This window comes from Brevibacterium epidermidis NBRC 14811, from assembly GCF_001570805.1.
GTDB classification, from domain to species: domain Bacteria; phylum Actinomycetota; class Actinomycetes; order Actinomycetales; family Brevibacteriaceae; genus Brevibacterium; species Brevibacterium epidermidis.
In genome coordinates, this window is sequence record NZ_BCSJ01000015.1 from 409403 (window position 1) to 423624 (window position 14222).

Sequence of the window (14222 nt, forward strand, 5' to 3'; positions counted from 1 at the left end):
TCTGCAAAGAGTTCTGAGCGTTCGCACGGAACTGCATTTCGGCTGAGTGTCGGGCAAGAGTCGTGCTGATACGCTCGGTTCAGTCCACAGCCGCAGTCCTGGTCCGATGTGAAAGCGAACGAATGACAAGCGAATCCGAAGCTTCCCCGCCACCCGCCTCGAAACGGTTTGCACGCGGGCTGCTGGAGACCGTGGCGATCATCGTCATCGCCCTGCTCATCTCGACGGCGCTGAAGACGTGGGTCGTCCGCTCTTTCTACATCCCGTCCGAATCCATGATGACCACCCTCCAGGTCGATGACCGGGTGCTCGTCAACCAGATGGCTCACCGTTTCGGACCCGCCGACCGTGGCGACATCATTGTCTTCGACGACCCGGACCATTGGCTCTCGGCTGCCGAGACCGCCGAATACACACCCAACCCGGTTCTCGAATTCATCGGCTTAGCACCCTCGGACTCGGGAAATCAGCTGATCAAACGTGTCATCGGCGTCGGCGGTGACACGATCAAGTGCTGCGACGCCGAAGGGCGTCTGCTGGTCAACGGCGAACCGATCGATGAGACCTACCTCGATGAGGGCATGGCGCCCTCGGAGGTCGAATTCGAAGTCACCGTGCCCGAAGGCCACTACTGGGTGATGGGCGACAACCGCAGCAACTCCGCCGACTCCCGGTACCACACGGACACGGACCCCTATGTGTCCGAAGACGACGTGGTCGGCACCGTGTTCCTCATCAACTGGCCGTTCAAGCACTTCAGCTGGGTCTCGACCCCCGACGAAGTCTTCGCAGACGTGCCGGACACCCCGGCGGGAGTCACCGGGAACTGATGGCCGCACGTGGACTGACCGACCTCAGCGTCGAACGCGGACTGCTCAGCGAGGGATTCGACTTCGTCATCGGCGTCGACGAGGTGGGCCGCGGTGCGCTGGCCGGACCCGTCAGCGTAGGTGTCGCCCTGTTCGACCTGCGCGCCCTCACCTCCGCCGAGGTGCCCGCCGGCATCCACGATTCGAAGCAGCTGAGCGCGCAGGCGAGGCAGGACGCCACCGACCGTGTGCGATCGTGGGCGGCCACCGCGGCAGTGGGGTCGACGACCCCCGCCGAACTCGACGAGGTGGGGATGACGATGGCGCTCAACCTTGCCGGACGACGCGCCATGCTCTCGATGCTCGGCGAATTGGCAGGGGTAGGTTCCGCTGGGGACGCTCTGGTCGGTTCCGAGGGCTCCGTCGGTTCCGATGGGAGTGGGGGAGCCGCCTCGGTGAGGGAATTTCCAGAGCGGACCATGGTCCTCCTCGACGGTCGACACGATTGGCTTTCGGCCCCACTCACCCTCGACACCCTGGGGATATTCGGCGACTGCGCCGACCTCGAACTGCCGCCGGTGCGCACCGTGATCAAAGGCGACGGCTCAGTTCCGGCGATCGCAGCGGCGAGCATCGTGGCGAAAGTGGCACGCGACGAGACGATGATCGCACTCGCCGAGGCCTATCCGCACTATGGTTGGGAATCGAACGTGGGATACGGGACGGCGAAGCACCGACAGGGCATCACCGAACTCGGACCCAGCATCCACCACCGGAGAAGCTTCCGCCTGAGCGCGGACACAGGAGCGAAGGAGGGCCTGTCATGAGTGCCGATGATCTTGACGACTACGAAGCACAACTCGAGCTTGCGCTGTACAAGGAATACCGGGACGTCGTCGGGCTCTTCGCCTATGTCGTCGAGACCGAACGCCGGTTCTACCTCGCCAACCACGTCGACCTCAAAGCTCACAACGATGCCGGCGACGTGTACTTCGAACTCACCCTGCGTGATGCCTGGGTGTGGGACAGCTACCGGACGGCACGGTTCATCAAGACCGTGCACGTGCTGACGTTCAAGGACGTCAACATCGAGGAGATCGCGAAGTCCGATCTCGAACCGCCGACGGCGATCCGCGGCTGAGACTGGTTCCTCAGTCCTTTGCCTCGTCCGCGGTGGCCGCACTCCTGCGTCGATCGCTGTGGACGAGACTCTGACTTGAGCGTCAGCGGCCTGTGGATGGGCAAGCCTCTTCCACAGGCCGTTTCTCTGCTCTTCCCCTCTGCCATGCCGTCATGGTCATCTGAGCGACATGGGACGGACACGAACACCCGGTCGGGCACGAGCACCTGGTCAGACACGCACGGGGAAGAGCACCAGGACCGCCAAAGGCCTGCGCAAGCAGGCACTCGGCAGCAGGGGAGAGGACCTCGCCGCCGCGTTCCTCGAAGACGCCGGTCTGGTCGTTCTCAAACGCAACTTCCGGTGCGCTCGGGGTGAGCTCGACATCATCGCCCGCGACGGTGACACTGCGGTCTTCGTCGAGGTCAAGACGCGTCGCACCGCAATGCTGGGATCACCGCTGGAGGCCGTGACCCGAACGAAGCTCGCCCGCATCCGCACGCTCGCGGGGATCTGGCTGAGCGGGCAGGACGAATTCTTTCCCGCCACCCGCATCGATGCGCTCGGAATCATCATGGAACCGCGCGTTCAGTACTTCCACTGCCCGAACATCCAGGTCGACTCATGAACGAGAAGACCCTGGGCCGGGAGGAACCGCCGGAGCCGGTCGATGTCGACGAGGCCGAACCTGCATCCTCGGCACATGTCATCGGGCGGGCCTCCGCCGTGGCACTCTGGGGACTGACGGGGAAGATCGTGTCGATCGAAGCCAGCGTCAGCGCCGGACTGCCCGGAATCGACATCGTCGGATTGCCGGACGCTTCGGTGAGCGAATCACGCAAGCGACTTCGGGCGGCCCTGGCTTACCTCGGGAAACCCGTCGCCACACAGCACCTGACCATCAACCTCACGCCAGGAACAGTGCCGAAGATCGGCACCGGATTCGACCTCGGCATCGCCGTCGCCGTGCTCAAAGCACTGTCGCTGATCACCAACGATGACACCGGCAACGTCATCCACTGCGGTGAGATCGGACTCGACGGCCGGATCCGCCCCGTGACCGGAGTGCTTCCTTCCCTCCACACCGCGCTGCAGGCTGGTTTCGACCGTTTCGTCGTCCCCATCGGCAATGCCGATGAGGCACGGCTCATCGGACGGGCAAGAGTCCTCCCGGTCGCCTCGCTGGCTGAAGTTGTCAACGCCTACGGGGGCTCGATGGCCGTACCCGCACTGCCCGCAGTCCTCGAAATGGACCGCACCGTCCCCGTCTCCCCGGAACTCCACGACCTCTCCGAAGTCCAAGGACAAGCCGAAGGACGGTTCGGTCTCGAGGTCGCGGCCGCCGGCGGGCACAACCTGCTCATGCGCGGCACACCCGGAGCCGGTAAGACCCTGCTGGCCCAGTGTCTCCCGGGAATCCTGCCGCCACTTGGGGACGACGAAGCCGTGGAGGTCGCCACGGTTCGGTCCCTGCGTGGGGAACTCGACGGCAGCGAGGGACTCGATCACCGGCCTCCTTTCGAGGCGCCTCACCACCGCAGCACCGCCTCGGCGCTCATCGGCGGACGTCGCCCCGGAACGGTCGGTGTTCTCAGTCGCGCTCACCGTGGGGTGCTGTTCATGGACGAAGCCCCCGAATTCTCCCGCGACGTCCTCGAAGCTCTGCGACAGCCGATGGAATCCCGTCGCGTCCATATCCACCGTGCCTGGGGATCGATGGTGCTTCCTGCCTCCTTCCAGCTCATCATGGCCGCGAACCCCTGCCCCTGCGGGGTCGGAATGGCCGGGGCCGGTGCGGACTGTCGATGCACACCCCTGGATAAACGGCGCTACCGCAATCGACTGTCCGGGCCGCTGCTCGACCGAGTTGACCTGCAGCTCGAGCTCTTCCCGGTCTCTCCGGCTGACCTCCGGATCGGTGGGGACCAGGAAACCAGCACCACGGTGGCCGCCCGCGTGCTCGAAGCACGGAATCGACAGGCCGAACGTTTTGCCGACTGCGATTGGAAGCTCAACGCCGAAGCACCCGGAACCTGGCTGCGCGAACACTTCGCCCTCACACCGTCAGACCTTTCCGATCTTGATCGGGCGCTCGACACCGGCCGGATCACAATGCGCGGCTACGACAGAGTGCTGCGCGTTGCGACCACTCTGGCCGATCTGGCGGGGAAACCCGGACCCGATCCCGACACGATGAGAATGGCGCTCGCCCTGAGAACCCAGGAGTCATGACCGTGAACACACACGAGGACGTCCGCGCGGCCATCGCCTCACTTCTGCGCATCGGTGAGCCAGGGGACGGTCTGCTCAAGCGGCTCGTCGATGGGATCGGGCCGGTCGCCGCACTGGCGATCATCATGGCCGTTGGTCGTGGTGAGACAACTGCTCACGATGCCGTGCAGGGTCTGGCCACCACCGGCACCGAGGCAGCCGAACACGGGCAGATGGCAGAGGCCATCGACCGGTGGGCGGTGCGAGCCGGGGAAGCCGAGACGCAAGGGAATGATCTGGACACGATCGCAAGAATAGGCGGGCGCCTGGTCATTCCCGAGGACGAGGAGTGGCCCCGAATGCTCGACGACCTCGGTCCCGCCGCACCGCTGGGTCTGTGGGTGCGTGGAGAAGCTTCTCTCAGCACTGTGCTGAATCGTGCTGTTGCCGTCGTCGGTGCCAGAGCAGCCAGCAGCTACGGAACCAAATGCGCCTCCGACCTTGCGTGGGACCTTGCCGCTCGAGGAATCACCGTCGTCTCCGGCGGTGCGTTCGGAATCGACGCGGCCGCCCACCGTGCCGCCATCGCTCGCGAAGCACCGACGGTGGCGTTCATGGCCGGAGGAGTCGACCGCTTCTACCCGGCGGCGAATGCCGAACTGTTCGACCAGATACTCACCATCGGTGCCATCGTGTCCGAAACGGCACCGGGGATGACCCCGATGCGTCACCGGTTCCTGCTGCGCAACCGACTCATCGCCGCCTCGTCGCAGGTCAGCGTCATCGTCGAAGCCGGTTGGCGCAGCGGGGCACTCAACACCGCCCGGCATGCCCTCGAACTCTCCCGGCAGGTCGCCGCCTTCCCCGGATCCGTGTATTCGGCGTCCTCGACCGGAACCCACAAGCTGGTCCGTGAACACGAAGCGGAACTCGTCACCTGCAGCGACGATGTCATCGCGCTCATGGACGACGACGCTCCGGCACTGTTCGATGCTGCCGCAGCAGGTGCCGCGTCGGAGAGCGGAAATCGTTCGTCGACTCCCGACCCCCGTGAAGTCCTCGACGAGCGGGAGAAGATCTGCCTGAATGCGCTGACCGTATCGAAGCCGCTCGACGTCGGCACCATCGCCTCCCGGGCAGGGCTGACGATCGCCGATGCACTCAACTCCCTGACCACACTCGACCTGGCTGGATTGGCCGAACGCCGCGACACGGGATGGGTGAAGCTGCACAAGTCCCGCAGGTGAGACCGACCGCCCACGTATCCTGAGGACGTGAGCACATCATCGACCGTCGCCGATTTGGTGGCTGGCTATGCCGACCACCTGCGGTCCCGTGACGTCTCCGAGCACACCGCTCGCGCCTATGTCTCAGACGTGACCGACTTCCTTGACCATGCCGTGCACTCGACGAAGCTCCGCCGCAGGACCGGGGGAAGAACGACGACAGGTACGTCGGAGCGGAACTCGTTTGAGAGCGAACAGCGCACGCCGGACGGTGACGGAAGTTCGCAGCAGGCTTCAGGAACGCGAATCGATCTGGCAGACGTCGAACTCGATGATCTGCGGTCGTGGCTCATCGCGCTCGACGATGCCGGTGCCGCGAAATCGACGGTGGCTCGTAAGATCGCTGCTGTGCGCTCCTTCTTCGCCTACGGTGTAAGCAATCTCGGACTGCGGAACAACCCGGCCGCACGCCTGCGGACACCGAAGAAGGACTCACGCCTGCCCACGGTACTCAAACCGCAACAGGCCGCCGACCTCATCTCCGCGACCGAGAATCACCGAACCGGAGGTACAGGCAGCGGTCGGAGAAGGAACGAGGACGTCGCGAACGGCGGCACGGATACGAGGAGCTCAACGGCAGACGACGCCGACCAGGGTGCCAAGGACGACCCGCTCGACGCGGCCAAACGCATCCGCGATGCCGCGATCCTCGAAATGCTCTACGCCACCGCCGTGCGTGTCTCGGAGCTGACCGGACTCGACCGCAGCGATATCGATCACCGGGCATCGATGATCACCGTGCTCGGCAAGGGCAACAAGGAACGTCGTGTCCCGTTCGGAACCCCGGCACGCAGAGCCCTCGCCGATTGGCTCGCCACTCGCGACCTGTTTGCCGGCCCCCACAGCGGTGACGCACTGTTCCTCGGCGTCCGCGGGGGACGCATCGGTGCCAGACAGGTCCGCGAACTGGTTCACCGCTACGGCTCCGACGATCCCAGCGCCCCTGATATCGGTCCTCACGGACTGCGCCACTCGGCGGCTACACACATGCTCGATCGCGGTGCCGACCTGCGGCAGATCCAAGAGCTGCTCGGCCACTCGACCATGAGCAGCACTCAGATCTACACCCAAGTGTCTATGCAGCGACTGCAGGAAACCTACCGCAGGGCACACCCTCGAGCCTGAAACTCATGTCGTTAGTTGGCGGTGTCATGGCGGAAGCGTCGGCCCAACTTCGATGTTCTACTTCCGGAACTCCCAATGCCACGGCTCGGGCAGCGACCCTGTCTGCCTCGCCCAGCCGGGATGGATCCACCCGAACTTCGGAGCATTCGCCCGCATCCACTGATGCTGTGCAGTGCCGAAGGAATTGATCCCGCTGCCAAGGTCGACCGCCAGCGCCCACCCATGATTCGACGTTCCCGGCGTCGCCGCCATCCGCCCCTTCCGCCGTTTGAGGATCACCTGCGTGGCATAGTCCCGGTAGGCGTCGGTGACGGAGATCGGTGCACCGAAACGAGCTTCAAACGCCTTCGAGAGCCGATCGAAGGCCGCCTGAGCATCACAGCGCAGCATCTGCCCGGGAGTCGTCTTCAACGGACACATCGCCGAGGCGGGAATCCGCCCATTGCTGTGACCGCCCCACGCCCCGGCACCGGAAGTGGACGAATCTCCGCCACCCTTCGGCTCCTTCGCGGGCTTCCGTGACAGCGGCAGCAAAGCCGACTGCTCCTGACCGAAGAACTTGCCCGGATCGACGTATCTCCTGTCGCTCGCGGCCGGCCATGCCCCGATGTGCAGACACGAACGCTGACAATGACCACCGCTGCCCACCGTGCCGATCTGCTCACCGGCAGCGAAACTCTCACCCTTCTTCAACAATGTCGCAGCTGGTTGGAAGGTGAACACATGATCGGACTCGGTGAGGATGCTGACCGTGGCCATTCCCGCCACAGTCCCCGCAAAGCGGATCGTTCCTCCCGTCGGTGCCCGCAGCGGTTCGCCTTCGAGCGCGAGCACGTCGATTCCTCGATGTCCCTTGAGCCACGGCTTGTCCGGAGGATCGAAGGCTTCGATGATCTCCATCGCCGGCACCGGAGTGACCCAACTCGTCGGACCGCTCGTTCGCGGACCGCTCTGCGCTGTTGTCGTCGTCGACCCGGTGGCTGCGCTCGCCTCCGGGGGAGTGGTCGTGAGCACAAGTGCCGCTGCGATGATCGCGGCAAGAAGCAGTGACTGCGGTGAGCCGATGCTTGGGCGTCTCTCTCGAAGATGGAACAGCAGGCGGAGACGATCGAACGCAAAGAGAGTCATACGGAGCATGCAACCCCGTAGAGCACGACCGAGTCACGGTTGGGAAACACTGCTGTGGACCACGCTTCTGACTCCACAGGGCTCCGACGTTCGAGTCAGACGACCGTCCACAGGAAAAGGTGGCCGAGTGGATCAGAACGACTGCGATTCGGCTCCCCGGGACCGTGACGCACCGATCGGGTCGGCTCTCGCCGCGCCGAACGATCCACAGCGGTCGACGCACGAGTCGAAGCGAGGATGCGGGCCGGTGGGCCGCCTCGGCGAGGGATCGGTCTCGATTGGAAATGGCTTGCCCAACCGGGATAGACTTAAGCCCAGCAGAAGCGTGTCTTCTGACTACGCGTATCCGAATTCTTCTCCTTCCCATGGTGCAGGCAGCCGTCAGGTGTGCCTGTGGGGCGGACGAACCGGGTACCAGGAATCAACCGAAAATGTCATCGACGCATCTTGTTGATCGAATCGTCGCGCGTGCGCGGCGAGGACGATCTGACGTGCGCGTGACGTAAAAGCACCCTCGGGTGCACAGAAAGGAGGGCGTCGGCATGGCCGTCGTCACCATCCGCCAGCTGCTCGACAGCGGCGTTCACTTTGGACACCAGACCCGTCGTTGGAACCCGAAGATGAAGCGCTTCATCTTCACCGAGCGCAACGGCATCTACATCATCGACCTGCAGAAGTCGCTGGGCTACATCGACAATGCCTTCGAATTCGTCAAGGAGACCGTGGCCCACGGCGGCTCGATCCTCTTCGTCGGAACGAAGAAGCAGGCCCAGGAATCCATCGCTGAGCAGGCTCAGCGCGTGGGTCAGCCCTACGTCAACCAGCGTTGGCTCGGCGGTATGCTCACGAACTTCCAGACCATCTCGATGCGTCTGCGCCGCCTCAAGGAACTCGAAGAGATCGACTTCGACGACGTTGCAGGTTCCTCGCACACCAAGAAGGAACTGCTCATCCTGCGTCGCGAGAAGGACAAGCTCGAGAAGACCCTTGGCGGTATCCGCGACATGCAGCGCACCCCGTCTGCTGTCTGGATCGTCGACACCAAGAAGGAGCACCTCGCGGTCGACGAAGCCAAGAAGCTGGGCATCCCGATCATCGGCATCCTCGACACCAACTGCGACCCGGACGACGTCAACTACCCGATCCCGGGCAACGACGACGCCATCCGCTCGGTCTCGCTGCTGACCCGCGTGGTCGCCGACGCCGTGGCCGAGGGCCTCATCGCCCGCCACTCCTCGGACGACGCCAGCGGTGAGAAGAACGTCTCCGCCGTCGAGCCCATGCCCGAGTGGGAGCGCGAGCTCCTCGAAGGCAAGACCGAAGAGAAGCCTGCCGAGGCTGCTGCCCCGGCCGCCGAAGCCGCACCGGCTGCTGAGGCTGCCCCGGCTGCCGAGACCGCCGAAGCTGCTCCTGCCGCTGAAGCTGCACCCGCAGCTGACGCCGAGAACGCTGAAGCCGACTCCACCGAGTCGACCGAGTCCTGATTTCGTTTAACTCCACCATCCTGAGGAGAAAGAATGGCAAACTACACTGCCGCTGATATCAAGGCACTGCGCGAGAAGACCGGCGCCGGAATGATGGACGTCAAGAAGGCTCTTGACGAGTCCGACGGCGACCAGGCAAAGGCCATGGAGGCCCTGCGCATCAAGGGTCTCAAGGGCGCCACCAAGCGCGAAGGCCGCTCGACCTCCGACGGTCTGGTCGCGACCTCCGTCGAAGGCGGAGTCGGCACCATGATCGAGCTCAACTCGGAGACCGACTTCGTTGCGAAGTCCGAACCGTTCCTCAAACTCTCCGAAGAGGTCCTCTCGCTGGCCGTGGCGAACAAGGCCGATTCGGCCGAGTCGCTGCTCGCCGCTGAGACCGACGGCAAGCCCGTCTCCCAGTTCATCACCGAATCCGGTGCCTCCCTGGGTGAGAAGGTCGACCTGCGTCGCGTGGGCCGCCTCGAGGGCGCGAAGATCGCCTCCTACCTGCACCGCACCAACAAGGACCTGCCTCCGCAGGTCGGCGTGCTGCTGGCATTCGAAGGTGACGACGAAACCGTGGCACACGATGTCGCTGTGCACATCGCCGCCATGGCTCCGAAGTACTTCTCCCGCGAAGACGTTCCCGCCGATCTCGTCGAGAACGAGCGTCGCATCGCCGAAGACACCGCGAAGAACGAAGGCAAGCCCGAACAGGCTATGCCGAAGATCGTCGAAGGTCGCGTCAACGGCTTCTTCAAGGAGAACTGCCTGCTCGACCAGGGATTCGCCAAGGATCCCAAGCAGTCCGTGGCCAAGGTGCTCGAGGCTGCCGGCGTCAAGGCAACCGGCTTCCTGCGCTACCGCGTCGGAGCCTGATACACCACTGACCGTGAAGCAGACACGACTATGCTTCGCAGGTTCACCGAGTGAGTGAGAACTCACCCGAGGAGCGGGGTCGGACCAATCGGTCCGGCCCCGTTTTTCGCTAGACTGTCCCAGACGCCCGATCACAGTGAAGATCCCACCGGGCACAGACCTGCCCGCACGGAAGAAGGACTCCATGACAAGCACTCCTGTTCACGAATCCAGCTACGCCAGCCGAGCGGTGCGCACTCATCGCCGCCGTGTTCTGCTCAAGCTCTCCGGCGAGGTCTTCGGCGGAGGCAAGATCGGCGTCGATCCCGACGTCGTGGCCGCAGTCGCCCGTGAGGTCGCCCCCACCACCGAGGATGTCGAGGTCAGCATCGTCGTCGGCGGCGGCAACTTCTTCCGCGGAGCCGAACTCTCCCAGCGCGGCATGGACCGCACCCGCGCCGACTACATGGGCATGCTCGGCACCGTCATGAACTGCCTGGCCCTGCAGGACTTCCTCGAACAGACGGGTGTCGACACCCGTGTGCAGACCGCGATCCCGATGTCGCAGGTCGCCGAATCCTATATTCCCCGCCGCGCCATGCGGCACATGGAGAAGAACCGCGTCGTCATCTTCGGCGCCGGAGCCGGACTTCCGTACTTCTCCACAGACACCGTGGCCGCCCAGCGCGCACTCGAAGTCCACGCCGATGAGGTCCTCATCGCCAAGAACGGTGTCGACGGCGTCTACACCGCCGACCCCAAGGTCGACCCGAAGGCCGAGAAGATCGCCGAGATCAGCTACCAGGACGCCCTGCAGCGCGGCCTCAAAGTCGTCGACGCGACCGCCTTCAGCCTGTGCATGGACAACAAACTGCCGATGCACGTCTTCGGAATGGAAGGCGAGGGCAACCTGCGCAAAGCCATCATCGGTGAGAAGATCGGCACGGTCGTCCACTGACGCCCACCGTCGCCGAGGCGACCCGACGCTGAACATGGGCGGATCCCCACAGCGTGGAACCGCTGATACCGAGGCTGCCTGCCGCCGCGCATCCACGCAGGTGAGAACATCCCTGTGATGTTTCGGTGCGGCATTTTTCAGCGATGACCCATAGAATGAACTCAAAGCTTTAAGAGATGGAAAGAGGCAACCGTGATTGAAGAGACACTGGCCGAAGCCAGAGAGAAGATGGACAAGGCCGTCGAATTCACGCAGGACGACTTCGCGTCGATCCGCACCGGCCGCGCCAACCCAGCACTGTTCGCCGATATCGAGATCGACTACTATGGTGCTCCGACGCCGCTGCAGCAGCTCGCCTCGTTCCAGACGCCTGAGGCCCGCACGATCCTCGTGACCCCGTATGACAAGGGCACGCTGACCGACATCGAGACCGCTCTGCGCAACTCCGACATCGGCGCAAACCCCGCCAACGACGGCAACGTCATCCGCGTCGTCCTCCCGGACCTCACCGAGGAACGCCGCAAGGAATACGTCAAGATCGTCAAGGGCAAGGCCGAAGACGGCAAGGTCTCCATCCGCAACATCCGTCGCCACGCCAAGGAGACGCTCGAGCGCATCAAGAAGGACGGCGAAGCCGGCGAGGACGAAGTCACTCGCAGCATCTCCGAGCTCGACGATCTGACGAAGAGCAAGGTCGAAAGCGTCGACAAGCTGCTTGCGCAGAAGGAAGCTGAGCTGCTCGAGGTCTGATGATCGCCGTGACAGGGTCCGACAGCCCCGCAGCGGATCCGGCTCCCTTCGGGGAGCCGGATCCGTCAGGCGAGGCCGCGCGGGTTGAGACCCCTTTCCCCAAACGCCGAGATCTGCGCAATGCGGACAAGCCATACTCACCTGACGATCCGGATTCGAACCCCACCGCCGAGGCGGCCGCGGCCGAAGCCGAACCGGAAGAGAAGGACTACGGTCGGGCCGGACGCAACCTGCCGGCCGCGATCGGCATGGGACTGCTCATCGGCGGAGTGGTCCTGGCCTCCCTGATCTTCCTGCCGATCTCATTCCTCTTCATCGTCCTCGTCGGCATCGTCGCCGCAATGTGGGAGCTGGCGAACGCACTGTCACGCTCCGGGTCCCTCGTCTCCCGCGTGCCCACAATGGTGTCGGCCGCCTGCATGGTCGTCGCCACCTTCATCGGCGGTCGCGAAGCCCTCTGGGTGACCTTCGCCGCCAGCGCCGGAGCAGTCATGCTCTTCACGATGGTCGAGCGCCGGAAGAACGCAGTCAAAGACGTCTCGCTCTCCCTCTTCGCCCTCACCTACGTCGGCCTCATGGCCTGCTTCATCGTCTACATCCTCACCCAGCCGGACGGCAACTACTTCGTCATCATCTTCCTTGCCGCCGTCGTCGCCTCCGACACGGGCGGCTACGTCTTCGGCGTGCTCTGGGGCAAGCATCCGATCGCCCCGCGGATCTCCCCGAAGAAGTCCTGGGAGGGCTACCTCGGCTCCACCGTCTTCGCCGCAGTCGTCGCCACGATCCTGGCGGTCACGGTCGTCGGCGCTCCGTTCTGGACCGGCCTGGTCATCGGTGCGGTCATTCCCGCTTTCGCCACCCTCGGCGACTTCAGCGAATCGATGATCAAGCGCGACCTCGAGCTCAAGGACATGGGCACCCTGCTGCCCGGTCACGGCGGTGTGATGGACCGACTGGACTCGATCCTGCCGACCGCACCCGTTGCGCTCGTTCTCTTCTCGGTGCTGCCCGGCTACCTCTGACCCGCACGGGTACCCGCACGCCGAGCCGGCCGCACGCCGAGCTGGCCGCACGCCGAGCCGGCCGCACGCCGAGCTGGCCGCACGCCGAGCTGGCCGCTCGCCGCCAGGTGTTTCGGTCCCGCCCGACGTGGCGGCTCCCACACGACAGTCGTGCGGCGAACATGAGACAATGGCCGTGTGAGTTCTCAAGCAGGCAGAAGGCAGACCAGGCCCGTCGTCGAACATGCCGACGGTACGACATCGAAGACCCCGATGCGCGATGGCCGTCCCCTTCTCAACTTCAAGTCCGCACGGGTCAAGCAGCCGCCTCAGCATCTGGCCGATATGACGATGGACGAACGCATCGACGCGGTCAAGGAGATGGGACTGCCCGCCTTCCGTGCCAAGCAGATCTCCACCCACTACTTCAGCCACTACGTCACCGACACCGAGGCGATGACGGACCTGCCCAAGGACAAGCGCGCTGAGATCCAGGAACGGTTCTTCCCGCACCTGCTCACCGAGGTGCGCCGCCTGCGCACCGAGAACGGTGACACCATCAAGTTCCTGTGGCGCCTCTTCGACGGAGCTCTCGTCGAATCCGTGCTCATGCGCTACCGCAACCGCGTCACCCTGTGCGTATCCAGCCAGTGCGGCTGCGGAATGAACTGCCCGTTCTGCGCCACCGGCCAGCAGGGCCTGACCAGGAACATGTCCACGGCCGAGATCGTCGAACAGGTCGTCCGCGCCAACCAGGTCATCGCCGCCGGCGAACTCGCCGAGGCCCCGAAGTCGGATATGCCCGGCGCCGGCGAAACCGCACTCGGTGCGGAAGCCGACGATGACGAAGCGGCGGGGGAGTCCGCATTCGACGGGGAGGCCACGGCCACCTCGGCGAGCGGACCCGAACGGGTCTCGAACATCGTCTTCATGGGCATGGGCGAACCCCTGGCCAACTACAAGCGCGTGATGAACGCGGTGCGCCGGTTCGTCGGCCCGAGCCCCGATGGACTGGGCATGTCGGCCCGGCGGATCACGATCTCCACGGTCGGATTGGTGCCCGGCATCAACAAACTCGCGGCCGAGGACATCCCCGTCACGTTCGCACTCAGCCTCCATGCTCCCGATGACGAACTGCGCGACGAGATGATCCCCGTCAACACGCGCTGGAAGGCCGACGAAGCCATCGACGCCGCGTATAACTACTACCAGGTGACCGGTCGGCGGGTGAGCATCGAATACGCGCTCATCAAGGACATGAACGACCACGCCTGGCGCGCGGAACTGCTGGCGAAGAAGCTCAACGCCCGCGGACGGGGCTGGGTCCACGTCAACCCGATCCCGCTCAACCCGACCCCGGGCTCGGTGTGGACTGCCTCCGAACCGGAGGTCGCCGACGAATTCGTCCGCCGCCTCATCGATCAGGGCATTCCGACGACGATCCGCGATACACGCGGGTCCGACATCGACGGCGCCTGCGGACAGCTCGCCGCAGCCGACTGATCGACGT

General features: G+C 64.5%; 14 protein-coding genes. 13 read left to right on the forward strand and 1 reads right to left on the reverse strand.

Annotation, left to right across the window (positions count from 1 at the left end):
- The first annotated feature begins 122 nt into the window (after window positions 1-122).
- The 7 genes from lepB to BEP01S_RS13030 all read left to right on the forward strand — a co-directional run bounded on the left by lepB (window position 123) and on the right by BEP01S_RS13030 (window position 6551).
- Window positions 123-830: a signal peptidase I gene (lepB, locus tag BEP01S_RS13000; RefSeq protein WP_039210967.1), complete on the forward strand. Its 708-nt coding sequence runs from the start codon at window positions 123-125 to the stop codon at window positions 828-830.
- Complete coding sequence (gene rnhB / locus BEP01S_RS13005) at window positions 830-1636, forward strand: ribonuclease HII (protein WP_062243916.1); 807 nt, start codon at window positions 830-832, stop codon at window positions 1634-1636. Before lepB ends, rnhB begins: the two co-directional genes overlap by 1 nt.
- Window positions 1633-1950 (forward strand): DUF2469 domain-containing protein, encoded by a 318-nt coding sequence (locus tag BEP01S_RS13010; RefSeq protein ID WP_039210963.1) that lies wholly within the window; start codon window positions 1633-1635, stop codon window positions 1948-1950. The genes rnhB and BEP01S_RS13010 overlap by 4 nt, the downstream gene beginning before the upstream one ends.
- A gap of 169 nt (window positions 1951-2119) precedes the next feature.
- On the forward strand, window positions 2120-2557 hold the full coding sequence (locus tag BEP01S_RS13015; protein WP_082019002.1) for a YraN family protein: 438 nt from the start codon (window positions 2120-2122) through the stop codon (window positions 2555-2557).
- On the forward strand, window positions 2554-4161 hold the full coding sequence (locus tag BEP01S_RS13020) for a YifB family Mg chelatase-like AAA ATPase (protein WP_083532710.1): 1608 nt from the start codon (window positions 2554-2556) through the stop codon (window positions 4159-4161). Before BEP01S_RS13015 ends, BEP01S_RS13020 begins: the two co-directional genes overlap by 4 nt.
- Entirely contained in the window at window positions 4158-5387 is a 1230-nt protein-coding gene (dprA, locus tag BEP01S_RS13025; RefSeq protein WP_062243920.1) for a DNA-processing protein DprA, read from the forward strand. Before BEP01S_RS13020 ends, dprA begins: the two co-directional genes overlap by 4 nt.
- Window positions 5388-5414: 27 nt before the next feature.
- Window positions 5415-6551 carry a tyrosine recombinase XerC gene (locus BEP01S_RS13030; protein WP_062243924.1) on the forward strand — a complete coding sequence of 379 codons (1137 nt, stop codon included), beginning with the start codon at window positions 5415-5417 and terminating at the stop codon, window positions 6549-6551.
- A gap of 57 nt (window positions 6552-6608) precedes the next feature.
- Here BEP01S_RS13030 and BEP01S_RS13035 read toward each other — a convergent pair whose 3' ends face one another.
- The gene (locus tag BEP01S_RS13035; protein ID WP_244882229.1) at window positions 6609-7679 is read right to left on the reverse strand and encodes a D-alanyl-D-alanine carboxypeptidase family protein; all 1071 of its coding nucleotides are present in this window, start codon (window positions 7677-7679) and stop codon (window positions 6609-6611) included.
- 542 nt (window positions 7680-8221) lie between these two features.
- Here BEP01S_RS13035 and rpsB point away from each other — a divergent pair.
- The 6 genes from rpsB (at window position 8222) to rlmN (ending at window position 14215) form a co-directional block, all read left to right on the forward strand.
- Window positions 8222-9163, forward strand: a complete 942-nt coding sequence (gene rpsB, locus BEP01S_RS13040) for a 30S ribosomal protein S2 (protein ID WP_062243942.1) — start codon at window positions 8222-8224, stop codon at window positions 9161-9163.
- A 33-nt stretch (window positions 9164-9196) separates the two neighbouring features.
- Window positions 9197-10024 (forward strand): translation elongation factor Ts, encoded by an 828-nt coding sequence (tsf, locus tag BEP01S_RS13045; protein ID WP_039210955.1) that lies wholly within the window; start codon window positions 9197-9199, stop codon window positions 10022-10024.
- Between the two features lie 184 nt (window positions 10025-10208).
- Window positions 10209-10961, forward strand: a complete 753-nt coding sequence (gene pyrH, locus BEP01S_RS13050) for a UMP kinase (RefSeq protein ID WP_052240066.1) — start codon at window positions 10209-10211, stop codon at window positions 10959-10961.
- Window positions 10962-11153: 192 nt separating this feature from the next.
- Window positions 11154-11711, forward strand: a complete 558-nt coding sequence (gene frr / locus BEP01S_RS13055) for a ribosome recycling factor (protein WP_039210953.1) — start codon at window positions 11154-11156, stop codon at window positions 11709-11711.
- Entirely contained in the window at window positions 11711-12733 is a 1023-nt protein-coding gene (locus BEP01S_RS13060; protein ID WP_062243944.1) for a phosphatidate cytidylyltransferase, read from the forward strand. The genes frr and BEP01S_RS13060 overlap by 1 nt, the downstream gene beginning before the upstream one ends.
- Window positions 12734-12985: 252 nt before the next feature.
- Window positions 12986-14215 carry a 23S rRNA (adenine(2503)-C(2))-methyltransferase RlmN gene (gene rlmN / locus BEP01S_RS13065; protein WP_039210951.1) on the forward strand — a complete coding sequence of 410 codons (1230 nt, stop codon included), beginning with the start codon at window positions 12986-12988 and terminating at the stop codon, window positions 14213-14215.
- The last annotated feature ends 7 nt before the right edge of the window (window positions 14216-14222 follow it).

Bases quoted from the DNA above. Each gene is read 5' to 3' on its own strand.
- BEP01S_RS13060 (WP_062243944.1), top strand. From the start codon at position 11,711: ATGATCGCCGTGACAGGGTCCGACAGCCCCGCAGCGGATCCGGCTCCC.
- BEP01S_RS13015 (WP_082019002.1), top strand. From the start codon at position 2,120: ATGGGACGGACACGAACACCCGGTCGGGCACGAGCACCTGGTCAGACA.
- rnhB (WP_062243916.1), top strand. From the start codon at position 830: ATGGCCGCACGTGGACTGACCGACCTCAGCGTCGAACGCGGACTGCTC.
- rlmN (WP_039210951.1), top strand. From the start codon at position 12,986: ATGCGCGATGGCCGTCCCCTTCTCAACTTCAAGTCCGCACGGGTCAAG.
- pyrH (WP_052240066.1), top strand. From the start codon at position 10,209: ATGACAAGCACTCCTGTTCACGAATCCAGCTACGCCAGCCGAGCGGTG.
- BEP01S_RS13010 (WP_039210963.1), top strand. From the start codon at position 1,633: ATGAGTGCCGATGATCTTGACGACTACGAAGCACAACTCGAGCTTGCG.
- dprA (WP_062243920.1), top strand. From the start codon at position 4,158: ATGACCGTGAACACACACGAGGACGTCCGCGCGGCCATCGCCTCACTT.
- BEP01S_RS13035 (WP_244882229.1), bottom strand. From the start codon at position 7,679: ATGACTCTCTTTGCGTTCGATCGTCTCCGCCTGCTGTTCCATCTTCGA.
- BEP01S_RS13020 (WP_083532710.1), top strand. From the start codon at position 2,554: ATGAACGAGAAGACCCTGGGCCGGGAGGAACCGCCGGAGCCGGTCGAT.
- tsf (WP_039210955.1), top strand. From the start codon at position 9,197: ATGGCAAACTACACTGCCGCTGATATCAAGGCACTGCGCGAGAAGACC.
- rpsB (WP_062243942.1), top strand. From the start codon at position 8,222: ATGGCCGTCGTCACCATCCGCCAGCTGCTCGACAGCGGCGTTCACTTT.
- lepB (WP_039210967.1), top strand. From the start codon at position 123: ATGACAAGCGAATCCGAAGCTTCCCCGCCACCCGCCTCGAAACGGTTT.